Origin of the sequence: Rhodococcus sp. JG-3, from assembly GCF_000482405.1 — a bacterium.
Taxonomy (GTDB): domain Bacteria; phylum Actinomycetota; class Actinomycetes; order Mycobacteriales; family Mycobacteriaceae; genus Rhodococcoides; species Rhodococcoides fascians.
Genome location: NZ_KI519398.1, coordinates 1,762,667 through 1,788,055, shown reverse-complemented (window position 1 = coordinate 1,788,055; position 25,389 = coordinate 1,762,667). Strand labels below are relative to the sequence as shown.

The 25,389-nt window shown below is 65.7% G+C and carries 25 protein-coding genes and 1 riboswitch; of the genes, 14 read left to right on the top strand and 11 right to left on the bottom strand.

Features of this window, described 5'->3' with window-relative positions:
- Window positions 1–6 precede the first annotated feature (6 nt).
- A complete protein-coding gene (purB, locus tag K414_RS0109915; protein WP_037219993.1) occupies window positions 7–1,431 on the bottom strand; it encodes an adenylosuccinate lyase in 1,425 nt (474 codons plus the stop codon).
- A 116-nt stretch (window positions 1,432–1,547) separates the two neighbouring features.
- On the opposite strand from purB, the gene K414_RS0109910 reads away from it, so the two are divergent.
- Complete coding sequence (locus K414_RS0109910; RefSeq protein ID WP_027495806.1) at window positions 1,548–2,198, top strand: DsbA family oxidoreductase; 651 nt, start codon at window positions 1,548–1,550, stop codon at window positions 2,196–2,198.
- Window positions 2,195–2,323: a hypothetical protein gene (locus K414_RS29760; RefSeq protein WP_257886327.1), complete on the top strand. Its 129-nt coding sequence runs from the start codon at window positions 2,195–2,197 to the stop codon at window positions 2,321–2,323. The genes K414_RS0109910 and K414_RS29760 overlap by 4 nt, the downstream gene beginning before the upstream one ends.
- An 11-nt stretch (window positions 2,324–2,334) precedes the next feature.
- Here K414_RS29760 and K414_RS0109900 read toward each other — a convergent pair whose 3' ends face one another.
- Window positions 2,335–2,982 carry a TetR family transcriptional regulator C-terminal domain-containing protein gene (locus K414_RS0109900; RefSeq protein WP_032367536.1) on the bottom strand — a complete coding sequence of 216 codons (648 nt, stop codon included), beginning with the start codon at window positions 2,980–2,982 and terminating at the stop codon, window positions 2,335–2,337.
- Between the two features lie 40 nt (window positions 2,983–3,022).
- On the opposite strand from K414_RS0109900, the gene K414_RS0109895 reads away from it, so the two are divergent.
- Window positions 3,023–4,054 (top strand): GntG family PLP-dependent aldolase, encoded by a 1,032-nt coding sequence (locus K414_RS0109895; RefSeq protein ID WP_027495804.1) that lies wholly within the window; start codon window positions 3,023–3,025, stop codon window positions 4,052–4,054.
- A gap of 65 nt (window positions 4,055–4,119) precedes the next feature.
- Here K414_RS0109895 and K414_RS0109890 read toward each other — a convergent pair whose 3' ends face one another.
- Complete coding sequence (locus K414_RS0109890) at window positions 4,120–5,268, bottom strand: pyridoxal phosphate-dependent aminotransferase (protein ID WP_027495803.1); 1,149 nt, start codon at window positions 5,266–5,268, stop codon at window positions 4,120–4,122.
- Window positions 5,269–5,474: 206 nt separating this feature from the next.
- Here K414_RS0109890 and K414_RS0109885 point away from each other — a divergent pair, with 206 nt between their 5' ends.
- A complete protein-coding gene (locus K414_RS0109885; RefSeq protein ID WP_237606163.1) occupies window positions 5,475–6,272 on the top strand; it encodes a DUF559 domain-containing protein in 798 nt (265 codons plus the stop codon).
- A 67-nt stretch (window positions 6,273–6,339) separates the two neighbouring features.
- Here the strand turns inward: K414_RS0109885 and purD are convergent, their stop codons facing one another.
- From purD to K414_RS0109870, 3 genes are all read right to left on the bottom strand, one after another.
- Window positions 6,340–7,590 (bottom strand): phosphoribosylamine--glycine ligase, encoded by a 1,251-nt coding sequence (purD, locus tag K414_RS0109880; RefSeq protein WP_027495801.1) that lies wholly within the window; start codon window positions 7,588–7,590, stop codon window positions 6,340–6,342.
- A 76-nt stretch (window positions 7,591–7,666) separates the two neighbouring features.
- On the bottom strand, window positions 7,667–9,664 hold the full coding sequence (locus K414_RS0109875) for a glycosyltransferase family 39 protein (RefSeq protein ID WP_027495800.1): 1,998 nt from the start codon (window positions 9,662–9,664) through the stop codon (window positions 7,667–7,669).
- Window positions 9,661–10,917: a bifunctional glycosyltransferase family 2/GtrA family protein gene (locus K414_RS0109870; protein WP_027495799.1), complete on the bottom strand. Its 1,257-nt coding sequence runs from the start codon at window positions 10,915–10,917 to the stop codon at window positions 9,661–9,663. Before K414_RS0109870 ends, K414_RS0109875 begins: the two co-directional genes overlap by 4 nt.
- 88 nt (window positions 10,918–11,005) lie before the next feature.
- On the opposite strand from K414_RS0109870, the gene K414_RS0109865 reads away from it, so the two are divergent.
- The gene (locus K414_RS0109865; RefSeq protein ID WP_027495798.1) at window positions 11,006–11,431 is read left to right on the top strand and encodes an HIT family protein; all 426 of its coding nucleotides are present in this window, start codon (window positions 11,006–11,008) and stop codon (window positions 11,429–11,431) included.
- Between the two features lie 10 nt (window positions 11,432–11,441).
- Here the strand turns inward: K414_RS0109865 and K414_RS0109860 are convergent, their stop codons facing one another.
- A complete protein-coding gene (locus K414_RS0109860) occupies window positions 11,442–11,966 on the bottom strand; it encodes a helix-turn-helix domain-containing protein (RefSeq protein WP_027495797.1) in 525 nt (174 codons plus the stop codon).
- A gap of 74 nt (window positions 11,967–12,040) precedes the next feature.
- Here K414_RS0109860 and K414_RS0109855 point away from each other — a divergent pair, with 74 nt between their 5' ends.
- Window positions 12,041–13,423: an MFS transporter gene (locus K414_RS0109855; RefSeq protein ID WP_027495796.1), complete on the top strand. Its 1,383-nt coding sequence runs from the start codon at window positions 12,041–12,043 to the stop codon at window positions 13,421–13,423.
- Here the strand turns inward: K414_RS0109855 and K414_RS0109850 are convergent.
- Both K414_RS0109850 and K414_RS0109845 read right to left on the bottom strand, forming a co-directional pair.
- Window positions 13,406–14,062, bottom strand: coding sequence for a response regulator (locus K414_RS0109850; protein WP_027495795.1), 657 nt, complete (start codon window positions 14,060–14,062; stop codon window positions 13,406–13,408). The genes K414_RS0109855 and K414_RS0109850 overlap by 18 nt on opposite strands.
- Window positions 14,059–15,723, bottom strand: coding sequence for a sensor histidine kinase (locus K414_RS0109845; protein ID WP_027495794.1), 1,665 nt, complete (start codon window positions 15,721–15,723; stop codon window positions 14,059–14,061). Before K414_RS0109845 ends, K414_RS0109850 begins: the two co-directional genes overlap by 4 nt.
- Window positions 15,724–15,892: 169 nt before the next feature.
- Here K414_RS0109845 and K414_RS0109840 point away from each other — a divergent pair, with 169 nt between their 5' ends.
- From K414_RS0109840 to K414_RS0109830, 3 genes are read left to right on the top strand one after another with little or no spacing between them, the layout of a single operon-like run.
- Window positions 15,893–17,278 carry a citrate:proton symporter gene (locus tag K414_RS0109840; protein ID WP_027495793.1) on the top strand — a complete coding sequence of 462 codons (1,386 nt, stop codon included), beginning with the start codon at window positions 15,893–15,895 and terminating at the stop codon, window positions 17,276–17,278.
- Between the two features lie 35 nt (window positions 17,279–17,313).
- Entirely contained in the window at window positions 17,314–17,724 is a 411-nt protein-coding gene (locus K414_RS0109835) for a universal stress protein (RefSeq protein ID WP_027495792.1), read from the top strand.
- Complete coding sequence (locus K414_RS0109830; protein ID WP_027495791.1) at window positions 17,721–18,824, top strand: AbrB family transcriptional regulator; 1,104 nt, start codon at window positions 17,721–17,723, stop codon at window positions 18,822–18,824. The genes K414_RS0109835 and K414_RS0109830 overlap by 4 nt, the downstream gene beginning before the upstream one ends.
- A gap of 5 nt (window positions 18,825–18,829) precedes the next feature.
- On the opposite strand, the gene K414_RS0109825 is transcribed toward K414_RS0109830, so the two are convergent.
- Both K414_RS0109825 and K414_RS0109820 read right to left on the bottom strand, forming a co-directional pair.
- Window positions 18,830–20,212, bottom strand: coding sequence for a HAMP domain-containing sensor histidine kinase (locus tag K414_RS0109825; RefSeq protein WP_027495790.1), 1,383 nt, complete (start codon window positions 20,210–20,212; stop codon window positions 18,830–18,832).
- 26 nt (window positions 20,213–20,238) lie between these two features.
- Window positions 20,239–20,946: a response regulator transcription factor gene (locus K414_RS0109820; protein ID WP_027495789.1), complete on the bottom strand. Its 708-nt coding sequence runs from the start codon at window positions 20,944–20,946 to the stop codon at window positions 20,239–20,241.
- 151 nt (window positions 20,947–21,097) lie between these two features.
- On the opposite strand from K414_RS0109820, the gene K414_RS0109815 reads away from it, so the two are divergent.
- The 5 genes from K414_RS0109815 (at window position 21,098) to chvE (ending at window position 25,387) form a co-directional block, all read left to right on the top strand.
- Window positions 21,098–22,048 (top strand): permease, encoded by a 951-nt coding sequence (locus K414_RS0109815; protein WP_237606162.1) that lies wholly within the window; start codon window positions 21,098–21,100, stop codon window positions 22,046–22,048.
- Window positions 22,045–22,779, top strand: coding sequence for a TIGR03943 family protein (locus K414_RS0109810; protein WP_027495787.1), 735 nt, complete (start codon window positions 22,045–22,047; stop codon window positions 22,777–22,779). Before K414_RS0109815 ends, K414_RS0109810 begins: the two co-directional genes overlap by 4 nt.
- Window positions 22,780–22,824: 45 nt before the next feature.
- A riboswitch (guanidine-III (ykkC-III) riboswitch) is annotated at window positions 22,825–22,888 on the top strand.
- 13 nt (window positions 22,889–22,901) lie between these two features.
- Window positions 22,902–23,216, top strand: coding sequence for a multidrug efflux SMR transporter (locus K414_RS0109805; protein ID WP_027495786.1), 315 nt, complete (start codon window positions 22,902–22,904; stop codon window positions 23,214–23,216).
- Between the two features lie 32 nt (window positions 23,217–23,248).
- Window positions 23,249–24,052 (top strand): hypothetical protein, encoded by an 804-nt coding sequence (locus K414_RS0109800; protein ID WP_027495785.1) that lies wholly within the window; start codon window positions 23,249–23,251, stop codon window positions 24,050–24,052.
- 198 nt (window positions 24,053–24,250) lie between these two features.
- Window positions 24,251–25,387 (top strand): multiple monosaccharide ABC transporter substrate-binding protein, encoded by a 1,137-nt coding sequence (gene chvE / locus K414_RS0109795; RefSeq protein WP_027495784.1) that lies wholly within the window; start codon window positions 24,251–24,253, stop codon window positions 25,385–25,387.
- The last annotated feature ends 2 nt before the right edge of the window (window positions 25,388–25,389 follow it).

Below are 25,389 nucleotides of genomic sequence, written 5' to 3'. Positions count from 1 at the left end.
GAGAACTCAGAGAATCGGCGACGGGCTGTAGGCCGCACCGGCCGGGAACTTCGCGATCAGCCGCTCCACGGCCGAGACGACCGCACTGACCTGAGCGTCCGCAGCGCCGACAAAGGCCGTCTTGTCGGCCAGCGCCGCATCGAGTGCAGCGCGGTCGAGCGGCAGGCGGCCGTCGGCGGCCAGGCGATCCAGCAGGTCGGGCTCGAGTCCCTGCTCACGCATGGCCAACGCGACGGCGACGGCGTGTTCCTTGATCGCCTCGTGCGCGGTCTCGCGGCCGACGCCTGCGCGTACGGCCGCCATCAGCACCTTGGTCGTCGCGAGGAACGGCAGGTAGCGATCCAGTTCCTTGGCGATGACGGCGGGGTACGCGCCGAACTCGTCGAGCACGGTCAGGAAGGTCTCGATGAGACCGTCGATGGCGAAGAACGCGTCGGGTAGCGCGACGCGACGCACGACGGAACAGAAGACGTCGCCCTCGTTCCACTGCGCTCCGGCGAGCTCGGCAGCCATCGATCCGTAGCCGCGAAGCACCACCTGCAGGCCGTTGACGCGTTCACACGAGCGCGTGTTCATCTTGTGCGGCATCGCCGAGGAACCGACCTGGCCGGGCTGGAAGCCCTCGGTGACCAGCTCGTGGCCCGCCATCAGGCGGACGGTGTGTGCGAACGACGACGGCCCGGCACCCACCTGGACCAGCGCGGACACGACCTCGTGATCGAGCGAGCGGGGATACACCTGGCCGACGCTGGTGAGCGTGTGCCGGAAGCCGAGATTATCGGCGACGATGCGTTCGAGTGCGACGAGCTTCGCCGAGTCTCCGCCGAACAGGTCGAGCATGTCCTGCGAGGTGCCCATCGGGCCCTTGATTCCGCGCAGTGGGTAACGCGCGATCAGTTCCTGCAGCCGGGACAGCGCGAGCAACAGCTCGTCGGCGGCCGACGCGAAGCGCTTACCCAGCGTGGTGGCCTGAGCGGCGACGTTGTGGCTACGGCCGGCCATGACGAGGGAGGAGTATTCGGCGGCGCGTTCGGCCAACCGCTTCGCCACGGCGACACCGTGCGTGTGGACGTGTTCGAGCGAACGCAGAATCTGCAGCTGCTCGACGTTCTCGGTCAGGTCGCGGCTGGTGAGCCCCTTGTGGATGTGCTCGTGACCGGCGAGGGCGTTGAACTCCTCGATACGAGCCTTCACGTCGTGCCTGGTGACGCGTTCCCGCTCGGCGATCGATGCCAAGTCGACCTGGTCGGCGACAGCTTCGTAATCGGCGATGGCCGCGTTGGGCACGTCGACTCCGAGCGAGGACTGTGCGCGCAGCACGGCAATCCACAATTGCCGTTCGAGCGTGATCTTGTATTCCGGAGACCACAGCTCCACCAGTTCGGGGCTTGCGTAACGGGTGGCCAGGACATTCGGGATGCTCACGATCATCCAGCTTACGTGGCCCAGTTGTCGGTCTCGGATGAGGTCGGACTCGAATTCGGCCGTCGGACCGAGCATCGCCGCAGCGTGGAATAACCGCACCGCATTCCGATGTTGCAGCCGCCGTGAGCCGAACAGTGAAGGTCGACATCTGGTCCGACATCGCGTGCCCGTGGTGCTTCGTCGGTAAGCGCCGTTTCGAGGCAGGTGCTGCGGAGTTCATCGCCGATGGCGGGACGCTCGAGGTGGAGTTCCACTCGTTCGAGCTGGCACCCGACACACCGGTCGACTTCGACGGCACCGAAGTCGACTTCCTCGTCTCCCACAAAGGCATGCCGGCCGCCCAGGTCACGCAGATGTTGGGGCAGATGACCGAGCTGGCCGCAGGCGAGGGGCTCGCGTACGACTTCGACGCCGTGCAGCACACCAACACCGTCAAGGCGCACGAACTCCTGCACTTCGCCAAGTCGAAGGGCAAGCAGGTCGAGATGAAGGAACGGCTGCTGGCGGCCTACTTCGAGGAGGGCCGCCACGTCGGACGCGTCGACGACCTCGCCGACCTGGCCGCGGAGATCGGCCTCGATCGTGACGAGGTGGTCGAGGCGCTGAAGTCCGAGGAATACCTGCCCGCCGTGCGCGCGGACAAGGAGCAGGCCATCGCCTACGGAATCAGTGGTGTGCCGTTCTTCGTGATCGACGGTCGCCTCGGCGTGTCGGGCGCACAGGAACCGTCGGTGTTCGCTGACGTCCTGCAGAAGGCCGCCACCGGCTCATGAGCGGCCCTTTGGAGATGGTCGGCGACGGCCGCGGCCCCGTCTGCGAGGACGGTGTGTGCGAGGTGCCGCCGATCCGAGACGCAGACTCGGGCGAGAACGACTTCGGGTTGAACACGCCGGCCTGAGGGGGCCTGAGTCAATCGGCCGACACCTGTTCCGCCGGTGCGACGATGTCGATGACGGCCAACAGCATGCTCCGCGCCATTTCGCGCGGATCGGGATCCACCTCGCTGAGCGCGCCCACCACTGCACCGTCGACCACTGCCACGAGTCGTCGTAGCTGCTCTTCCTGCACGGTCCGCCCCGATCGACGCAGCACATCGGTCAGCAGGTCGTCGATCTGGGCACGCAGCCTCAGCTGCACCTCACGAAGTTCCGGATGCCGAGCCGACGCGATGAACCGCTCGTATCTGGCGACCAGTTGCTCATGACCGCCCTGCGGCCCGATCAGCAGGTCGACGATGAGATCGACCGTCGACTCCATCTTCTGCGAGCACTTGCCCTCGTCGTCGATACGTCCGCGCATGACGTCGATCTCGCGGGTCCCGACGACGTCGACCGCGGCGGCCACCAAGTCGCCGAGCGACTCGAAATAGTAGGTGGTCGACGCCAACGGCAGTCCGGCGCGAGCGGCCACCGACCGGTGCCGAACCGCGTCGAATCCACCCTCGACCAGCAGGTCTGCAGCCGCCGACGCCAGAGCGTGGCGGCGGCGCACTCCCTTCGGAGTCGCACCCGACACCTTGTGCTGCGACTCGGTCGGACCTGCGGACATTCCAGTCATCGTGCCAGCTCGCAGCCGTTCGTCGGACTGCTTTCGCGCTATGGAATTGTCAGTGTTCGTGGCTCATCGACCTATCGACCTTCGCTCCGACACCATCACCCGACCAGATTCGATCATGCGACAAGCAATGGCCGACGCCGAAGTGGGTGACGACGTCCTCGATCACGATCCGACGATGGCGGCGCTCGAGGAGAGAGTGGCGGATCTGCTCGGCTTCGAGGCGGCGCTGTGGGTGCCGTCCGGTTCGATGGGCAACATCATCGCGCTGATGCTCCATCTGCAGCGCGGCGATCGATTCCTGGCCCCGGAGCACGCGCACGTCCTGGGCTCCGAGCTCGGCACCGCAGCCTGGTTGGCGGGCGGAATGCCCGAGGCACTTCCCCACGACGGTGGCCCCGGACGCCCCCTTGCGTCGACGGTGCGTACGGCAGCCGGCGGCGTCGGACCGTACTTCGCCTTGCGGACCACATTGCTCTCACTCGAGAACACACACAATTTCGCCGGCGGTGCCGTGCTAGGACCGGACGAGTGGGCGGAACTCGTTGCTGCCGGACGTGACTCGGGATTGAGAATTCACCTCGACGGGGCTCGACTGTGGAATGCCGCTGTGGCACTCGATGTTCCGATCGCGTCGTTGACCGCCGGCGCAGACACGGTGCAGGTATGCCTGAGCAAGGGGCTCGGCGCACCCGTCGGCTCGATGCTCGTCTCCGATGCGGCGAGAATCCACGAGGCCCGGCGTGTGCGAAAGATGTTGGGCGGCGGCGTGCGTCAGGGCGGGGTTCTGGCTGCGGCAGGGCTCGTCGCCCTTGATCGAATCGGCGATCTCGCCGAGGATCACGCAAATGCCTCGACGCTGGCACGCGGCCTTCGCGATCGGGGCTGGGAGGTCGCAGAACCCCAGACGAACATCGTGCTCGCCGCCGTCGCCGATCCTGTTAGGACGGTGACCGAGCTGGCCGATCTGGGCATCGCCGCCGTCACCGTCGCCGGCAAGGTGCGCTTCGTGACGCATCGCGACGTATCCGCCGCCGACATCGACGAGGTACTGGAGCGGCTGCGCCGCATGTGAGCGCAGCGCTTTCCTGTCGTTCCGCAGGCTCCACTCCTGCCTCGTAGCCTGCTACGAGTTTCCATTCACATGCGACGTAGTCGCTCCAACGCTTCTTCGACGTCGGACGTGGTGCCCGCGAACGAGAATCGCACCGTGTGGTTCCCGCGGACGGTGTCGAAGTCGACGCCGGGTGCCAACGCGACACCGGTCTCGGCCAGCACGCGGGCGCACCAACTACGAGAGTCGTCGGTGAGATGCGCGATGTCGGCGTAGACGTAGAAGGCACCGTCGGCCGGAGCCAGATCGGTGATACCCAACGCAGGCAAACCGTCGAGCAGGATCCTGCGGTTGACGGCGTACCGCTCGACATGCGAATCCAGCTCGCGGCGCGACTCTTCGGTGAACGCCGCAATGGCTGCCACCTGCGAGATCGCCGGCGGGCAGACCGTCATGTTCGACGCCAATCTTTCGACGGCCCTGCGCAATCGGGCCGGTAGCAGCATCCAGCCCATGCGCCACCCCGTCATCGAGAAGTACTTGGACACAGACCCGATGGCCACGGATTCCTTCGACGTCTCCCAGGCGCTGGACGTGTGCGCATCGCCGTAGGAGATGCCGTGATAGATCTCGTCGGAGATCAACAGCGTTCCGTGCTCGTCGCACCAGCGTGCGATGGCGGCCAGCTCGTCGGGGTCGATGATCGTGCCGGTGGGATTGGCCGGACTGGCGACGATGAGCCCGGCAGGCGGCTCCGGTAGTTCGTCGAGCATCGCGACGGTGGGCTGGAACCGTGTCTCCTCCACACAATCCAGTTCGACGACGCGACAGCCCAACGCCGCCAACGTGTTTCGATACGCCGGGTACCCGGGCCTGGCCATGACGACGGTATCCCCCGCGTCGAACGCCGCGAGGAACAGCAACGTGAATGCGCCCGACGACCCAGTGGTGATCACCACGTCGTCGGCCTCGACGGTGATGCCGTACCGCGTGCTGTGATACTCCGCGATCGCTTGCCGTAGCGGCAGAATACCCAGCGTTTCGGTGTACCCGAGCAGATGCGAATCCAAAGCGTCTCGGGTGGCGCGCAACACCGGCTCGGGTGCCCTGGTCGACGGCTGACCTGCGGCAAGCGACAGCACATCACCGTGAGTACGCGCCCGCTCGGCTGCCGCGGCGAACACATCCATCACGTGGAACGGCTCGACCTTCGATCGCTGCGATTCACTGTGCATTCCATCGACACTACTGACCTCATCGCCCACTATTCGCACTACCACACGGCATACCGTCGGAGCCCTCGCAAAGTGTGACCTGAGGTCAGCTATCCACAGGAATCAAGGCTATCCACAATTTGCGAATCTCTCTCCCGCGACGACTATTTCGACGCAAGGCTGTGCGAATGACGGTGTACACGCAACAACAACTACTCGATTCGGGAATGACCAGAGGAGCTATCACCTACCGCACCAAGACCGGAAAGTTGACGCGGATACTGCCTGGCATCTACTGCACCGGCGAGCCCGATTTCCGCGACCGGTGCGCCGCGGTCACGTTGTGGCAACCGAAAGCCGTGCTCAGTCACCTGACGGCTGCGTGGTGGTGGACCCTGCTCGACCACGAACCGGAGCAGGTTCACCTCACGATCGCTCGCTCTACAAAACGGGCAGGCCCGCCGTGGGTTCGCCAATACCGCCGAACCCTGATCGAGTCCAGCTACGTCGATCTGCTTCCCGTTGTCACGATCGAACAGTGCATCATCGACGCTGCAAACATGCTGCCCACGACTGCACTGGAGCAATTCTTCGACGCCGCACTCACGCACAAGGTCAGCTGGCGGGCGGTTGCGCTGCAGTGTGAGGAGTCTGCGGGGATGGCCGGGATTGCAGCGGTGAGAAAACAACTACGCGTGTGTTGTCCACGCACCTTGTCCGAGCCGGAGCGAATAGTGGCGCGCGCACTCACGGCGCGGGGCTACCACTTGGAAATCAACGCCGAGGTGGGCCGGTACTTTGCCGACCTGATGGACCGGAGGTCACGGGTGATCGTGGAGATAGACGGCCGTGAGTTCCACGTAGAGTCCAAGGTGTTCACCAGCGATCGAGTTCGGCAGAACTCTCTGCAACTCGACGGTTGGTTGGTTCTGCGTTATTCGGCAGCGATGGTGATGAGCAACCTCGCTTACGTGGTGGACCAGATCATCGATACGGTGCGTCGACGCCGGAAGGCACTGACCTGAGCGCCCACAATTCGCTCCCAAAATCGGGAAAAGGTGTTTCAGCACGAATAGTGGGCGCTGAGGTCACCTACAGCGAGATGCGACCCTCCACGGCAGCGAGGCCGATGTCGGTGCGGAAGTGGCTGCCCGGCAATCGGATTCCGGCGATCCGGGAGTAGGCGTCATCTCGGGCGGCGGTGAGGTCGAATCCTGTGCCGACGACGCTCAGCACGCGTCCACCCGCGGAGACGACCGCGCCGTCCTTCACAGCGGTGCCGGCATGCAGGACGCCTTCGCCCTCGGAGCCGAGGATCTCGTCACCGGTGCGGGGGCGACCGGGGTAGTTCTCGGCGGCGATGACGACGGTGACCGCCGCGCCGTCCTTCCAGCGCAGAGGCGGCAGTGATGCCAGCGTGCCGGTGGCCGTCGCATTCAGCGCCTCGCCGAGCGGCGACTCCAGCAAGGCCAGCACCGCCTGTGTCTCGGGATCGCCGAAGCGACAGTTGAATTCGACGACGGCCGGGCCGTCGGCACCCATCGCGAGACCGGCGTACAGCAGACCCGAGAACGGCACACCACGCTTCACCAGCTCGGCCGCAACGGGTTTCACCACATCACGGACAATCTCGTCGACGGCACCTTCGGGCAACCATGGGAGTGGGGTGTACGCGCCCATGCCACCGGTGTTGGGGCCGGTATCTCCGTCGCCGACGCGCTTGTGGTCCTGCGCGGGCAGCAGCGGCACCACGGTCTCGCCGTCGACGAGGCAGAACAGGGACACCTCGGGGCCGTCGAGGAACGACTCGAGCAGTACCGGGTGACCGTTTTCGAGGAGTTCGGCGGCGTGGTCGCGAGCGACGAGGCGGTCGGTGGTGACGACGACGCCTTTGCCTGCGGCGAGTCCGTCGTCCTTGACGACCCAGTCGGGGCCGAATCGGTCGAGGGCGGCATCGAGCAGTGCGGGCGAGTCGACTATTTCGCTGTGTGCGGTTCGCACGCCTGCCTTTGCCATGACGTCTTTGGCGAACGCCTTGGATCCTTCGATGCGTGCGGCGTCGGCCGACGGGCCGAACGTGGCGATGCCGGCCTCGCGCAGAGAATCGGCCACTCCGAGAACCAGGGGCACCTCGGGCCCGATGACGACGAGATCCACCTCGAGCTTCGTGGCCAGTGCTGTCACCGCCTCACCGGATGCCACGTCGACGGCGTGCTGTTCGGCGAGCGTGGCCGTGCCCGCATTGCCGGGAGCGACGAACAGTTTGTCGACCGACGGGTCGGCCTTCAACGCAAGTAGAAGGGCGTGCTCACGAGCACCGGAACCTATGACGAGTACGCGCACAGTGCATCAGACTATCTGCTCGACGCCGTCGGGCCCCGCACCTGTCGTGATGCGGGGCCCGTCGGGGATGGCGAAGTTACTGCGTCAGGTCGTACAGCGTGACGTTGTCGACGGTGGTCGCGGTGAAGTTCTCGGTCACCCATGCCGAGATTTCAGCCGAGGAACCCGACTCCCTGCCACCCATACCGCCGCCTCCGATGAAGTAGTGGATTCGGCCGTCGGCCACGTACTGCTGGAACTCGGCGAGGGTCGGCGACGGGTCGGTTCCGTTGAAACCGCCGACGGGCATGACGGGATCCTCGGTGGCCAGTTGATAGCCCGCCGCGGTGTTGGCACCGATGGCCGCCGCAACCCAGGTGTACGAGGCGGCGTCCTGTTCGAGCATCGCGGTGACCTCGGCGGTCGGGGTGCTGCCCTCGAGCAGTCCACCCATACCGCCGCCCATGCCCATCTCGGCGCCGCCCGGCAGCTGGCCGGCCTGACCCGGGAGTCCCGCCGGTGGCTGCATTCCGGCCGGCATCTGTGCACCGGGAGGCAGCTGCATTCCACCCGGCAGACCACCCTGCCCGCGCCGGCCCTCACCCATGCCGCCGAATCCGCGCATACCGGTGTTCGGCCCGGCGGACACGATCGATCCGGTGTGCGGGGTGCCGATCGTGTCCACCGCGTACGCCGTCGGCCCGGCCAGTCCGGCAAACATCACCGCGAGAATCGCGACCGCGGCGAGCCTGCCGCGAGTGAGCGCCGGAATCAGCAGAGCCACCACCGCCACCACACCGACGACCAGGATCGCCCACTTCAGCCACGGCACGAAGCTCGCGCTACGGCCGAGCAGCACCCACGCCAGTGCGACGGTCGACGCCACCGCGAGCGCCATCGCGATCCGGACCCACAACCGCTGTCGTTCGCGCCACAGCATCACACTGCCGATACCCACGAGCGCAGCGACGGCAGGCGAGAGTGCGACCGTGTAATACGAGTGGAAGATGCCGGCCATGAAACTGAACGTCAGACCGGTGACGAGCAGCCATGCGCCCCACACGATCAACGACGCGCGTGGCGCATCGGTGCGAGGGGCTTTGCCTCGCAACACCAGTCCCGTTACCAGCAGCACCAATGCGGCGGGGATGAGCCAGGCGATCTGGCCGCCCTGGGAGGCGTCGAACATGCGGAGGATGCCGGTCTCGCCCCACATCGACCCGCCGCCGCCACCGACACCGCCCGGGGTGACGCTGCCGGTCTCGTTGCCACTGAGTCGGCCCAACCCGTTGTAGCCGAGAGTCAGTTCCAGAATCGAATTGTTCTGCGAGCCACCGACCCACGGCCGCGAGGATGCCGGCCAGAATTCGACGATCAGCAACCACCAACCGGCCGAGACGATCATGGCTCCGAGCGCGGCGAACAGTTGCAGCACTCGAGTGCCAAGTTTGGGCGGCCCAGCGATCAAATACGTCAAGGCCAGCGGCGGTACGACGAGCATCACCTGAAGCTGCTTGGTGAGAAAGCCGAATCCGACGAACATACCGGTGATCAACAGCCACTTGGTCTTTCCCGATTCGACGCCTCGCAACATGGACCAGACGGCGGCGATCATCAGCAGCACCAGCAACGCGTCGGGATTGTTGAACCGAAACATCAGTGCGGCAACGGGTGTCAGCGCCAGCACCAGTCCGGCGAGCAGCCCGGCGGCCGCACCGAATCGGCGGACGACGACGGCTCGTAGCAGCGCAACGGAGGCGACTCCGAGGAGCGCCTGAGGCACCAGCATCGCCCAGGTGTTCAGACCGAACACCCGCACCGACAACGACATCAGCCACAGTGACATCGGCGGCTTGTCGACGGTGATGGAGTTGGCCGCGTCGGAGGACCCGAAGAAGAACGCCTTCCACGACACCGAACCTGCTTGTATCGCTGCGGAATAGAAGGAGTTGGCCCAACCCGAGGCACCGAGTCCCCAGATGTATGCCACGCCGGTGCCGATCAGCAGAGTGACCAACCCGAGAAGTTCCCACCGCCGGGAGGTCGCCGGCTCGGTCGGCGCGGCCGCGGACGGCCGTTCGATCGTCGTGGTCATCGGTTCTCCCCCGAAGGATCGGACACCGAAAGATCGGGCTCCGGATTACGGAAGACCCACCGCAGTGCGACGAATCGGCACACGGTGGCAACGAGATTGGCGACGACGAGAACGGCCAGTTCGATGTGCCGCGACACGTCCGGGGACCAGGCGTGCAGTACCGCGAGCGAGCCGCTGGTCATCAGCAGCGCGAAGCCGAAGATCGCCAGACCCTGCAGCTGGTGCTTACCCGCGCTCGCGGGCCCTCGGACGCCGAAAGTGAAGGCACGGTTGGCCGCTGTGTTCAGTATCGCGGTGATGAGCAGTCCGGCGAAGTTCGCGGCCTGTGCCCCGATCATGGGATGCAGTATAAGATACAGCAGTGCGTAGGCCACGGTGCTCGCGACACCGATGATGCCGAATCGCACCAGCTGGCCGATCATTCCGTGCGGTACACCGGCGACGAGCGGCTCCCGTCCCAGGCTTCGACGCAGTTCGGCGACAGGGAGCATTCCGGTCGCAAGGGCACGACCGACGCGCCAGCATCCCTGCAGATCCTTGACGGCGGTATCGAGGAGGTGGACGCTGCTGTCGGGGTCGTCGACCCAATCGACCGGCACCTCGTGAATCCGTAGGCCGACCTTCTCGGCGATGACGAGCAGTTCGGTGTCGAAGAACCATCCGGTGTCTTCGACGAGTGGAAGCAGTTGTCGAGCAACATCGGTGCGCATCGCCTTGAACCCGCACTGAGCGTCGGAGAAGCGGGCGCGCAGCGAGGTGCGCAGGATGAGATTGTAACTGCGCGAGATCAATTCACGTTTCACTCCGCGAACGACCCGGGACGACCGGTTCAGCCGAGAGCCGATGGCGAGGTCCGAGTGACCCGACAGCAATGGGGCGACGAGCGGCATGAGGGCGTTGAGGTCGGTGGACAGATCGACATCCATGTAGGCAACGACGTCGGCGTCGGACGCGAGCCACACCGCTTTGAGTGCCCGCCCGCGTCCCTTCTCGTCGAGGTGATGAACCCGAACTCCGTCGATCTCGTCGGCGAGCCGATGCGCCACCGCAAGGGTGCCGTCGGTACTTGCGTTGTCGGCGATGGTGATCCGCGACCGAAACGGGATCCTTTCCTCGAGATGCTCGTGCAGTCGACGAATGCACTGCTCGAGATCCGCCTCTTCGTTGTACACCGGGATGACCACCTCGAGCGTGGCCGTTGCGTTCGAGCCGGGCCGGTGGCCTGCTGCTCGGGCGAGGTAGTTCGTTGTCATGAGGCAACACTCGTGTGTGCAGCTGGACCCACGCTGCGACGAACCTGGCAATCACCTGGGAGACGCCCCAATAAGGCATTCTGTCCCCATGGCTTCTATTTTCAGCAAGATCATCGCAGGTGAGATTCCCGGACGGTTCGTCTGGCAAGACGACGACGTCGTGGCGTTTCTGACGATTGCCCCCGTCACTCAGGGACACACGTTGGTGGTTCCGCGTGCGGAGATCGATCAGTGGCAGGACGTCGACGGTGCCGTGTTCGCCAAGATCACTGCCGTCGCGCAGATCATCGGTCAGGCTGTCAGGACGGCGTTCGACGCGCCCAGGGCCGGGCTGTTGATCGCCGGTCTCGAGGTGCCGCACCTGCATCTGCACGTGTTTCCGGCGTACGACATGGGCAATTTCGACATCTCCGGTGCGGATCCGAACCCGTCCGCGGAGTCACAGGACGAGGCTGCCGACAAGCTTCGAGCAGCGCTACGCCACCTCGGGCACGAGGCTCACGTCCCTAACTGATGCGCCTTGCTCAGCGCAGAGGTGCCAGTAGCCGTCGGCGCGTTCGAAGCTGCGTCGATACCGCGTCGGATCGGTTGTCCGGGTCGTAACCCGGTCCGATGTCGGTATCGATGTCGCGTGGGCCGGGTGCGACGCCACACTCGGGGCACAGTCCGAGCGGTCCCAGATCTGTCCCGCAGGTCGCATGCAGAAATCGGCGACGTGCGCCCGTGGGCTTCGGGTTCTGTTCCTCGCCCCAGTAGCTCAGGGCGTAGACAGCCGGCCACAGTCCTTCGAGGGCGTGCGTCGGGACGTAGTCGTCGTGGCCGCCGCCATGGGCTCGGGCTTGCCGGTCGAGCAATCCGGCATCGACCAGGGTGCCGAGCCGTTGAGCCAGGACTGCCTTGGAAATGTCGAGGTGGACCTGGAAGTCGCCGAAGCGTCGGACCCCGAAGAAGCTGTCGCGCACGATGAGCATGGTCCAGCGCTCGCCGACGAGTTCGAGCGCGCGGGCCAAGGGGCAGTCCTGGCGGGCGTAGTCGGTTCCGAGTGCCATGCGCCGATCGTACAGTCTGTTGACCGAACCAAGTTGGCCGGTTACAGTTCGATCACCAGACCAGAGAGACGACGATGACCGACACTGCACCCACGCCCGCCGGCACCACGAACGGCACCCGCGCACTGGCCGTCGCCGCATCGGGCACCTTGTTGACGCTGATGGCGTTCACCGCTCCGCTCGCGACGATCAACAGCACCGCGCTGGACCTGATGTCGGACGCAGCGGGACGGACCTGGATTCTGAGCTCGATGAGCATCGGTCTCGCCGCCGCGTTGCTCACCACCGGGACCGTCGCAGACGACTTCGGCCGTCGCCGCACGTTCGTACTCGGAGCAGTCGTTCTGGCCGTCGGCGCAATCGTCTGCGCCGTCTCTCCCAACACCCTGATCTTCGTCCTCGCCCGCATCCTGCAGGGCCTCGGCGGCGCGGCGGTCGTCGCATCGAGCCTCGGCATCATCGCGCACACGCACCAGGCCGGGCCGGTGCGCGCCAAGGCCAGCGGAGTCTGGGGTGCCAGCGTCGGGGCCGGTATCGCGCTCGGCCCGCTGCTCGCCGCGCTTCTCGACCGGTGGGCCAGCTGGCGTGAGGCGTACGTGGTCCTCGCGATCGCCACTCTCGTGCTCGCCGTCGTCGCGCAGCTGCGCGTCGAAGAATCCATGTCCGACGCCCCGCGCGGCCTCGATCCGGTCGGCGCGGTGCTGTTGGCCACGGGAATCGGCGCACTACTGGCCGCGCTGGTCGAGGGGCGGCAGGGGTGGACCGCCGTGACTCCCATCGTGTTGTTCGTTCTCGCCGCCCTCCTGCTGCTGGCCTTCGTCGCGCTCGAATTGCGCAGTGCGAGCCCGATGCTCGATCTCACGTTGTTTCGGCATCCACCGTTTCTCGCCGCCACGGTCGCCGCCCTGACCACGGGCGGCGGAATCATCGCACTGATGTCGTACATGGCCGGGTTCGTGGGCACCGCGCTCGGCATCGATGCCCTCGGGGCAGCGATTCTGCTGTTCGCGTGGTCTGCGACCTCGGTCGTCACCGCCTTGCTGGCTCGGCGCATCCCGGCCGCCATCAGCGGCCGGACCCAGCTCGCCGCCGGACTGATCGGTGTGGCACTCGGCATGGTGATGCTGACGGGCCTCGCCGCGGACGCCGACTGGCCTCGGCTGCTGCCGGGACTGCTCGTGGCGGGCGTCGCCAGTGGCGTCCTCAACGCCGCGCTGGGACGCGAGGCCGTGGCCAGCGTCCCGCCCGGACGCGGCGGTATGGGCAGCGGGGCCAACAACACCGCGCGCTACGTCGGATCCGCTATCGGGGTCACCGTCGTTGCGGTGGTTGCCGTGCCTGCCGGCGATCATGCCGCGGCAGCTCTGGTCACGGGCTGGAACACCGCGGCTCTGCTCACCGCGGCCATTTCGCTCGTCGGAGCTGCGGTCGTGGCGATGTCACGCACCCGGCGGTAGCGAGTACTCCTGCTCGGGACGCCCGGTCGATCCGTACCGCAGTTGCATTCGCAACCGACCCTTGGACACCAGGGTGGCCAGATACCGCTGGGCCGTCGCTCGCGAAATGCCGATGGCTGCAGCGACTTCTCCGGCCGACATCGGCTCCGCCGTTCCGCGCACCGCGTCGAGCACCAGGTCTCGGGTGACCGACTGCGAGGCCGGTAACGGAGCCGCAGCGCGCGGGCGGAGGGCGTCGAGCCCACCGTCGATGTCCGCCTGAGTCAGTTCGTCCGAACGATCGAGCGCGCCGCGGTATGCGAGATACCCGGTGAGGCGATCGACCAGCGCCGAGCGTGGAAACGGCTTGATCAGATACGTCCATGCGCCCGCGGTCATCGCCGATCGCACCGTGTGCTGATCCGCAGCAGCGGAGAGCACCACCGCGTCACACGGCAGCTCTCGCACCAGGTCGATACCGGACCCATCCGGCAGATAGACGTCCACCAGTGCCAGGTCGAACGACTGTGTCGTCAGCAGCTCGCGTGCCTGGGCGATACTCGTCGCCACTGCGGCCACTTCGTACTGGTCGAGCGAATTCACCAGTGCGGCATGCAGATCTGCGACCCTGAAGTCGTCGTCGACGACGAGAACTTTCATTGCGTCACCTCTTCGATCAGTAGTGCGTCGGGAATCGAGGCGATGAACACTGCGCCTCCGCGATCGTTGTCGGCCGTGATCTGCCCGCCGGCATCGGCCAACGTCACTTCGCCGCCTCGGGTTCGCGCGATCTGTCGGCTCAGTGCCAGTCCCACACCTCGGCCACCCGGCGTATCTGCCGTCGACTTGGTCGAGACTCCCTCGACGAACACCTGCTCGGGCGCCAACGCAACGCCGTCACCCGAATCGACGACGACGATATGCAGGGTCGAATCCTCCTGCACCAGCTCGACTTCCACTTCGGCAGGTCGACGTGCACCGAGCCGTGCTGCGTCGATGGCGTTGTCGATCAGGTTGCCCAGCACGGTAGTGACATCCACCGGTCCGACCAGTTCTCCACCGACCCAAGTGTTCTCCCCCAACACCAATCGCACGCCACTTTCGCGCGCGTGTGCCGCCTTGGCCGTGAGGAAGGAACGTAGGTAGGCGTCGGAGACCGCATCGATGCCCTCGACCGCCTCCGATCTAGGTCCGACACCGAGAATCTCGTCGATGTACTCCGACGCCCGATCGGGGTGGCCCTCGTGCAGCAGCCCACTGACCAGATGCATCCGGTTCGCGAACTCGTGTCGCTGGGCGCGCAGCACCGCGGACATCGACTGCACCGCGTCGAGTTGACGCGTCAGTGCCTCCACGTCCGTTCGATCTCGCACGGTGAGTACCGTTCCCAGATCTCGATTGTCACGCAGCACCTTTCGCGCCGCCGCGATGACGACGACCTCGTCGACAGCCGCGAGTACCGGCTCGCCCGTAGGCATCTCGATGACCTCGAGCAATCTGGGTGTCAGACCGATGTCCTCCACGCGCATTCCCGGCTTGCCCTCGATCGAGAGCAAGGTGCGCGCCTCGTCGTTGACCACGGTGACGATGCCGTCCGGATCGATGGCCACCACGCCTTCGCCGATGCCGTGCAGCACCGCCTCCTGCTCGCGCACGAGCTCGGCGAGTTCCTCGGGTTCGAGGCCCAGGGTCAGCCGCTTCCACCTGCGCGCCAACAGGATCGACCCGAGCACACCCAACAGCAGCACTGCGCCGGTGACCAGTGCGCCGTTGATCAGATCCTTCACCAGCTCGGTTCGCACTGCCGTCGTGGAGATTCCGACGCTCACTTCGCCGATCACGACGTCTGCCGAGCCCGGAGCCAGGATGGGCACTTTGGCACGGACGGAGTCGCCCAGTGTGCCGCGTTGGGATTCGACGACCTCGTTGCCCGCCAATGCGCCGGACGGATCGGTACTCACCCGTTGCCCCAGGACGGTCGGATCCGGATGTGCCAGGCGCAGTCCCCGGTCGTCGGTGATGACGACGAACAGAGCATCGGTGCGCTCCCGGGCGCTTTCGCCCGTCCGTTGCAGTGCACCGCCTGCCAGCACTCCCGCCGGCGCAGCATCGGTGCCCGCGGTGTCCGCGGCCGAGAACTGCCCCACGAGCGAACGCACCTCGGGGTCGGAGGCTACGGTCCGCGCGACCGCGAGTGCCCGCTCGCCGTACTCCTCGCTGGCCTGTTCGCCGCTACTGATCGCGAATACTCCGAACGCCACTGCCAGCGCCACCGCAACCAACGCGGCCTGCAGCAGCAGCACTTGAGTCCTCAATCGCACCAGCCAAGGCTAGAGCGAGAGCTGCTCGAGCACAATGCGCAAAAGGCTCTTTACGTTGCTTGCGCGGGTAGTGCGCACAACGGCGAACATGTGATGCCGGTTACGTAACTTCAGTCACAACACGTAGTCCAACCGGACCCACCTCACACATTTCGAGAAGGAGTGCACGATGTTGGTGATACTCGGCTTCCTCATGGTAGCCGCCTTCATGTTCTTGATCTTGACCAAGAGAGCCACGCCCGTCGTCGCACTCACCCTCGTCCCCGTCATCTTCGGTCTGCTGGCCGGCGCGGGACTCGGCATCGGTGACATGATCACCGACGGCATCAAGTCCCTCGCTCCCACCGCGGCCCTGCTGTTCTTCGCGATCATCTTCTTCGGAATCATGATCGACGTCGGACTGTTCGACCCACTGGTGCGCGGCATCCTGCGTGTCGTACGCAACGACCCGATGAAACTTGTTGTCGGAACGGCTATTCTGGCCATGGTCGTCTCGCTCGACGGCGACGGCTCGACCACCTTCATCATCGTCACGTCCGCACTGCTGCCGCTCTACCTGAAACTCGGTGTCAGCCCGGTCATTCTGACGGTCGTCGCCGGACTTGCCAACGGCACGATGAACATCATCCCGTGGGGCGGCCCGACGGTTCGCGCTGCATCCGCTCTGGGAATCTCCCCGTCCGACGTGTTCGTTCCGATGGTTCCGTCGATGATCGTCGGCCTGATCATCGTGCTGCTCTTCGCCGTTCACCTCGGCATCATGGAGCGTCGACGCATCGGCAAGCTGATCTACGAACCCGAACTTGTTTCCTCGGGCGGCGGCGGAAGCATCCGTAACGGCGGCAAGGGAACCGGCGGAGCGGGAACCGGCGGATCGGACGGCTCCGGCGAATCGGGTCAGTTCTTCGACGGTCTCGACCCCAATCGCGACACGCTGCGCCCGAAGTTGCTGTGGTTCAACGCTGCTCTGACGGTCGTTCTCCTCGTCATCCTGGTCATGGACATTCTTCCCATCCCGGTGCTGTTCATGATCGCTGCCTCGATCGCGCTGACGGTCAACTTCCCGAAGGTCAAGGAGCAGGGCGACGCGATCGCTCGGCACTCGTCCTCCATCGTCTCCGTCGTCGCCATGGTGCTCGCTGCAGCAATCCTGACGGGCGTCTTCCAGGGCACCGGCATGGTCGAGGCCATGGCCGAGTGGCTGCTCAACGTCATCCCGTCGGGCATGGGCCCGTACCTGGCCGTCATCACCGGCATCCTGAGCATCCCGCTGACGTTCTTCATGACCAACGACGCGTTCTACTTCGGCATCCTGCCGGTGCTCACCGAGACCGCAAGCAAGTACGGCATCGACCCGGTCGAGATGGCCCGCGCCTCCATCACCGGTCAGCCCGTCCACCTGCAGAGCCCGCTGGTTCCGGCCATCCTGCTCCTGGTGACCCTGGCCGGAGTCTCGCTGGCCGATCACCACAAGAAGGTGTTGTGGCGAGCGGTGGTCGTCTCCCTCGCAATGCTGGCGGTCGGCATCGTCCTCGGTCAGATTCCGTTCGGCTGATCCCTCACCCCCACCTTCCTGAAAGAGACACCGTCATGACTGTTGGCGTACTGCACAACAATTCACCCGAGGGCCGCGCAGCACTCGCGGCCGCCGTTCGAGAAGCTCGGATCAGAGAGACCGATCTGGTCGTCCTGCACGCACTGTCGGGATCGGCCGAGCCGTCCGCCGAGGCAGGCGAAACCGCTGCGGTCTCCACCTCAGTAGAGACCGCCTTGGCCGACATCGACAACGCCGAGGCCGTGGCCTGGACCGTGGCGGTGGGTCGCCCCGATCCCGACGCCGTGAACACTCTGCTGACTCTGGTGGAGGAGCAGAAGTCCGAGATCCTCGTCGTCGGCTCCCGGCACCGCTCGGCAGTCGGCAAGTTCCTGATGGGACAGACGATTCAGCGCCTGCTGCTCGAAATTCCGGTTCCGGTTCTACTGGTCAAGTCCGGAGCGTGAATGTTGCCGACAAGGTGACGACCGTAGTGCGGCACAGCCTCCGATGGATCGGCCTCGCGGCCGTATCCGTCGGGGGCTGGGCCCTTTTCGCGAGTCTGGGCCTGACCGCGCCGTCGCTGTTCGCCGCACTCGTCGTCGCCGTGGTGTTCGCATTGACCGGGTTGGGTCCGGCCGCGGTCCCCCGTCCCGCGTCCATGGCAGCGCAGGGCACGCTGGCGGTGACGATCGGACTCATGCTCGACACCGACACCCTCGCTGCGCTGGGAGAGAACTGGCTTCCCGCGGTCACCGTCGGGTTGGCAACCCTGATCGTCAGTGCCGGCTGCGGTGCCCTGCTGGCACTGCACCGCGACGTCGATCCGGTGACCGGAGCACTGTCTCTGATTGCCGGTGGCGCAACAGGTCTGGTGTCGGTCGCCCGCGAGCTCGGCGGTGACGAGCGCATCGTCGCCGTGGTCCAGTACCTTCGCGTGGCGTTGGTGGTCGTCACGATGCCGTTGATCGTCACCTTCGCCTTTCACACCGACACCGGTGGCACGTCCGGTAGCGACGAGGCGTCGACGACACCGTGGTACATCGGCACGGCCTTTCTGATCGGTGCCGTCGTCGTCGGAATCCTGCTCGCGAAAGCGATCCGACTCCCCGCCCCCGCCACGCTCGGACCCTTGATCGTCGCCGGAGCCTGCGAGCTACTCGGCTGGCCCGTCGACATCGCCGTCCCGGAAGTCCTACTGCCGTTGGCGTTCATCGTCATCGGATGGCAGGCGGGACTTGCCTTCACCGTCGCCAGCCTGCGGGCCATCGGTCGCATCTTCCCGTGGGCCGCGCTGCTCGTACTCACGATCGGTCTGATCTGCGCACTCCTGGGCTGGGCGCTGTCCGCCGTCACCGGAGTCAGCATGTTGACCGGTTATCTCGCGACGACGCCCGGCGGACTGGCCGCAGTGCTCGCCGTGTCCGCGACGACGGGATCTGACGTCACGTTCGTCGCCTGCGTTCAGGTGATCCGGCTGGTGTCGATGCTCGTGGCCGCGCCCCTCGCTGCTGCCGCGTACACCAAGATCGCCGAACGCAAGAAGGATCGGTCCATGGCCGGGTGAGCAGATCAGTCTGCAGCCCTGGGTAGTTCGACCCGGAACGTTGCACCCGCGCCGGGAGTACTTCGCACGTCCACGGTCCCGTTGTGGGCGGCGACCAGGGCTGCGACTATGGACAGGCCGAGCCCACTGCCCCCGCTCTCACGGGTCCGGGACGAGTCGGTGCGATAGAAGCGCTCGAAGACGTGAGCTGCTTCCTCCTCACCCAGCCCAGGGCCGGTGTCTTGCACCTCGAGTACCACCGACTCCTCGGTGGTGCCCACGCACACCGTGATCGACGCGGACTCGGGCGTGTGCCGCACTGCGTTCCCCACGAGGTTGGCCAACACCTGACGCAGCCGGGCATCGTCGCCGGCGACCTCCGGAATACCTGGTCCTGCCGATACCTTCAACGAGATGTCGCGTGCGGGCGAGACAGCCTTCGCATCGTGCACGGCATCGGCGGCGATGGTGAGCACGTCGACACGACGTACCTCGAGGGGACGCTGGGCATCGAGTCGCGCGAGCATGAGCAGATCCTCGACGAGCAGTCCCATGCGCGCCGATTCGCCCTCGATCCGCGTCATCAACAATGCGATGTCGCTCATCGCCCCCTGCCGGTACAGCTCGGCGAATCCCCGGATGGTCGTCAGCGGAGTCCGCAGTTCGTGGCTGGCGTCGGCGACGAACCGGCGCATCCGATCCTCGGACGCCCGCGCCGCTTCTTCCGAGGCGGCGGTCGCCGCGAACGCCCGCTGTATCTGCGAGAGCATTCCGTTCAATGCCGCCGACAGTCGACCGACTTCCGTTCTCTCACTGCGGTGGGGCACCCGCCGGTGCAGATCGCCTGCGGCAATCGCAGCTGCCGTCGTCTCCACCTCACGCAACGGCCGCAAGCTGCGCCGCACCACGAAGTACGCCACCACACCCAACACCACCAATACCGCTGCTCCGATGTACAACTGGAGCACCATCAGTCGGCTGACGGTCTGCTGATTGGGACCCAGCGGAATTCCCACAGTGGTGGATCCGTCACTGTTGGTCACCGTCAACACGCGCCACTGTTTCCCTGGGTCGCTCTCGGAGCCGACCGTCGTCGGGCGATCGGCGGTGACACCGGATAGATCCGGAACACTTTCTGCCACATCGTTGATGGGTCCCCGTACGGTGCCGTCGTTCGCCACGGACCGGACGTAGAAATTCGACGGCGGGCGACCAGGATTGGGCTCGCCGATGGGTGGAAGTGGGCGGGAGTCCGGTTGCGCCCAACCCCGAGATGCCTCGACCAACTGCTGATCGAGGCGACGCATCAACGACGTCTCCAACGAGGACGTCACCGCGACACCCGATGCCAGCAGTCCGAGCCCGACCAACAGCAGCAGGGCAGCAACCAGAGTGAAGCGCAGCGGGATGTCCCCCAGCCGTGAGCGGAAGCCGGTCACCGCGGCTGCCGCATGACGTAGCCGACGCCCCGCAACGTGTGGATCAATCGGGTATCGCCCGTGTCGACCTTACGACGCAGATACGACACGTACGACTCCACCACTCCCACCTCACCGCCGAAGTCGTAGTGCCACACGTGATCCAGAATGCGGGGCTTGCTCAGCACTGTTCCGGCATTGACCATGAAGTACCGCAGCAGTGTGAACTCGGTCGGCGAGAGCGAGACCGGCTCGCCTGCCTTCCACACCTCGTGGGTGTCGTCGTCGAGTTCGATGTCCGCGAACGCGACTCGCGACGATTCCGTCTCCTCGGTCCGACCGGACCGGCGCAGAATCACCCGGAGCCGAGCCACCACTTCCTCGAGGCTGAACGGCTTGGTGACGTAGTCGTCCGCGCCGAGCGTCAGACCGGTCACCTTGTCTTCCACGGAATCTCGCGCCGTCAGGAACAACGCCGGAGCATCCACTCCGTCTGCGCGCAGCCTGCGCAGCAGACCGAAGCCGTCCATGCCCGGCATCATGACGTCGAGGATCAGTGCCTCGGGCCGAAAGGTACGCGACTTGTCCAGGGCCTCGGGGCCGGAGGACGCCGTCGCGACCTCGAATCCCTGGAACTTGAGACTGACCGCCAACAGCTCGACGATGGTCGGTTCGTCGTCGACGATCAGTACACGCGCTTCGGGGGTTTCGCTCACGGTGTCCATCATCGCGCGCGTTGCTGCTCGTCCGCTGGACTCTCGCTGTGAGGTTGCTGTGAGCCCCGAACGAGAGGGGCCCGAAGAGAGGGCATGATGGAGCGCGATGCTCCCTGCGAACACCGATCGCCGCCCGAGGCGCGGGCCGACGGTCACTTCCATGCACGTATTCGCAACTCTGCTCGTGTTGGGCATCGTGACAGGTCCGTACCTCGCCGAGTGGGTCGCCGCCTCCCCTGCCCTGCGAACCGGAGCCACCGTCTTCACCGGGATCTTCGTGCAGGCGACGCCGTTCCTGGTGCTGGGCGTGCTCGTCAGCGGCGGCATCGCCGCGTTCGTCTCCCCGGCCGTGCTTCGACGTGTGGTCCCGAGAAACGAGCCCGCGGCGGTCGGTGTGAGCGGACTCGCCGGGATGGCATTGCCCGGGTGCGAGTGCGGAGCTGTTCCCGTCTCCCGGCGGTTGATGGATCAGGGAATGCCGACGTCGGCGGCTCTGGCATTTCTGCTGTCGGCACCGGCGATCAACCCCGTCGTTCTCGTGTCGACTGCGGTGGCCTTTCCTGGTGAGCCGGCGATGGTTCTCGCCCGGTTCCTCGCCTCGCTCGCCACCGCTGTGGTGATGGGCTGGCTGTGGACGCGATTCGGCAAGGCCGAGTGGATCACCGCGCGGCTGGCGGATCGAGGTCACGATCACGAAGGCTCGAAGTGGGAGACGTTCCGCGAGTCGGCTCGTGCAGACCTGCTGCAGGCCGGGGCGTTTCTGGTGTTCGGTGCCGCGGCAGCCGCGGCCCTGCACCTGGTGATTCCCGACCGGGTGTACGAGCACCTGGCCGGTCAGCTTCTGCTGGCCATCGTGGTGATGGCCGTTCTGGCGGTTCTGCTGGCGCTGTGTTCGGAGGCCGACGCGTTCGTCGCGGCCAGTATGTCGATGCTGCCGCTGCTCCCGCGCCTGGTCTTCCTGGTAGTCGGCCCGGCCGTCGATCTGAAGTTGATGGCGATGCAAGCGGGCAGCTTCGGGCGCAGTTTCGTCCTCCGCTTCGCACCACTGACCTTCGTCGTGGCGATCGTGTGCGCCTCGGTCGTCGGCGGACTCCTGATCGGCGCGCGATGAAACGCGAGGTGCAGAACGTCCTGCTGTTCCTTTTCGGCGGAGCGATCGTGAAGATCTCGCTCGACGGCAGCTTCGTTCGGTACGTCAAACCGTCACTGCATCCGTATCTGCTGATCGCGGGCGTGCTGATCGTCGTCCTCGCGGCAGCCTCGATTGTCGCCGACATCCGGCGCGGTGGGCCGACGGACGGCCACGATCACGACGCACGCCCGTATTGGCTGCTGCTCGTGCCGATTGCGGTGATCCTCCTCGTCGCCCCGCCCGCGCTCGGTGTCTCGGCGGTCGGCGACCGATCCGTGGACGCCGTCTCGACCCACGAGAAGACACCCTTCCCGCCGTTACCCGACGGGCAGGCCCCGGACGTCGCGTTGCTCGACGTCGTGCAGCGGGCCGTCCGAGATTCGGAGGACAGCCTCGACGGCCGGGAGATCAGTGTCACCGGATTCGCCGTGGCGACCGCGAACGGTGGGTCGCCGCGCGTCGACGGCACAACCGACGGTCTCGATCTCGCCCGTGTCCTGATCATCTGCTGCGCGGCCGACGCGCGGTCCATCCGAATTCATCTGGACTCCAATTCGACTGTCCTCGAGAATGTTCCGGACGGAACCTGGCTGCAGCTCACCGGCACCGTCGACGCATCGTCCGCGACCGAAGCCACCGCCTTCACCCCCACGATGACGGTCTCCACGGCCCGGCGCATCGACCCGCCGACGAACACGTACGCGTACTGACACCGGAAAATTCGCGTCCCCGCCGAAGAAAAATTGGTACCGTCGTACAGGTCACTTCCGACAATCGGACGAGGCGCGCCGTACCCGAACAGCGACAAGACGGTGCCGAGAGGTGATTTCTCATGGCATGGCTGATTCTCGTCGTTTCCGGCGTTCTCGAAGCGATCTGGGCGACTGCGCTCGGTAAGTCCGAGGGCTTCTCCAAGCTCGGACCATCGGTCGTTTTCGGTGTCGCGGTGGTGCTCAGCATGATCGGTCTCGCGGTCGCGATGCGGTCGTTGCCCACCGGAACCGCGTATGCGGTGTGGGTGGGAATCGGTGCCACCTTGACCGTGGCGTACGCGATGATCACCGGTGCCGAAGCAGCGTCGTTCCTCAAAGTCGTACTTCTGGTCGGCATCGTCGGCTGCGTTGTGGGACTGAAGGTTCTTCACTGATTTTCTCGGCTACAAGCAGTTACAGTAAAACGATGAACTGGGTGTCAGCGATCACACTGCCCGCACGGGCCGGCTTGGCCATCGCCGAGCAGGCGATCGGCGTCGCAGAGGTCGCGTTGGCGACCACCAGGATGGCGTTGGCCACCGGCGCGTCCGGCACGGCCGGTGTGGCGTCGCTCGCCAATCCGCGCGGCGGCACGATGCAGCTGCTCACCCAGCTCGGCCAGCTGACCTCCGACGACCGCGCGTTGGGCAACGCTCTGAAAGAGGGCGGGCCACTCGACCGCCTGCTCGCCCAGGGCGGCGTCGTCGATCGACTCACGTCCGAGGACGGCACGCTCGAGCGTCTGCTGTCTCCGGGTGGGCCGGTCGAACGCATTCTCGCTCCCGGCGGACCGCTGGACCGACTGCTCGCCGAGGACGGACCGCTCGAGCGGTTGCTCGCCGAGGGCGGTCTTCTGGACAGGATCACCGCCACCAACGGCCCCCTCGAACGCCTGACGGCGAAGGACGGTCCGCTCGAGGTGTTGACGCGTCAGGACGGTCTGATCGAACGGGCTATCGCGGAGAACGGCATTCTCGAGACGATGCTGGCCGAGGACGGTGCCGTCGAGCGTCTGACGGCCAAGGGCGGGCCGCTGGACCAGTTGGTCAAACTCTCCGAGACGCTGACGTCCGTGGCTCCGAACATCGAGCGTATGAGTATCTCGATCGACATCCTGCAGGATTCCGTGGAGATCCTCTCGGCGGCGGTGCATCCGCTCGGCGAGCTGGTCGGCCGGCTGCCGAGCCGCTGGCTCAAGAGCGGTAAGCAGTCGGTGCACGAGCTGCACTGACGGGCCGCAACTTCGGCGCTTTGCCGAGAGTCGTCGACGGCAGATGTTAGCGCTCACACTGCTCACGCGGGGTGCAAAAAGAATTCTTTGACAATGCCGATGTTATCGCTCACACTTTCGTTTTGATGTGATGCGAACCACACGGGACCACCCGACGGCCTCCGCTTCACGGTCTACCTCACAACACAGGGAGAAACGATGAAGTTTCGAAAGCTATCCATGGCTACGGCCGCGGTGGCCCTCACCCTCACGCTCGGCGCGTGCGGATCGAGTACCAAGACCGCAGACGAGGCTCCGGCCGAGGGCGGCAGCACCGCAGGTGCGTTGATCGGCGTCACCATGCCGACGAAATCCTCCGCCCGCTGGATCGCCGACGGCGACAACCTCAAGAGCGCGCTGGAGGGCCAGGGATACAAGGTCGACCTGCAGTACGCGGAGAACGACATTCCCACCCAGGTCAACCAGATCGAGAACCAGATCACCCAGGGCGCGAAGCTGCTGATCGTGGCCTCGGTGGACGGCACCGCCATCACCACCCAGCTGCAGGAAGCCAAGGACAACGGCATCGGTGTCATCGCCTACGACCGGCTCATCCGCAACTCCCCGGACGTCGACTACTACGCGACGTTCGACAACTACAAGGTCGGCGTCGACCAGGCCACCTCACTGTTGGTCGGCCTCGGGCTGAAGAACGAGGACGGGACCGACAAGGCCGACGCGCCCGCCGGCCCGCTCAACATCGAGGTTTTCGCCGGTTCGCCCGACGACAACAACGCCACCTTCTTCTTCGACGGTGCCATGGAGACCCTGAAGCCGTACCTGGACAAGGGAACTCTGAAGATCGGTAGTGGAGAGTCCGACTTCGGAACCGCTGCCACCCTGCGCTGGGATCCGGCGACGGCACAGAAGCGCATGGAAGACCTGCTGACCAAGACGTACTCCTCGGGCCAGAAGGTTCAGGGCGTGCTCTCCCCGTACGACGGTCTGTCGATCGGAATTCTGTCCGCGCTCAAGAGCAACGGCTACGGAACCGCCGGTCAGCCCTACCCGGTCGTCACCGGACAGGACGCCGAGGTGCCGTCGGTCAAGTCGATCATCGCCGGTGAGCAGTACTCCACGATCTACAAGGACACGCGCCAGCTGGCCGAGGTCACGATCCAGATGGCTCAGGCCATGCTCAACGGTCAGACTCCCGAGACCAACAACACCACCGATTACGACAACGGCGAGAAGGTCGTTCCGGCGTACCTGCTGCAGCCCGAGATCGTCTACAAGGACAACTACGAGAAGCTGCTCGTCGAGGGTGGCTACTACACCGAGGATCAGTTGAAGTGAGT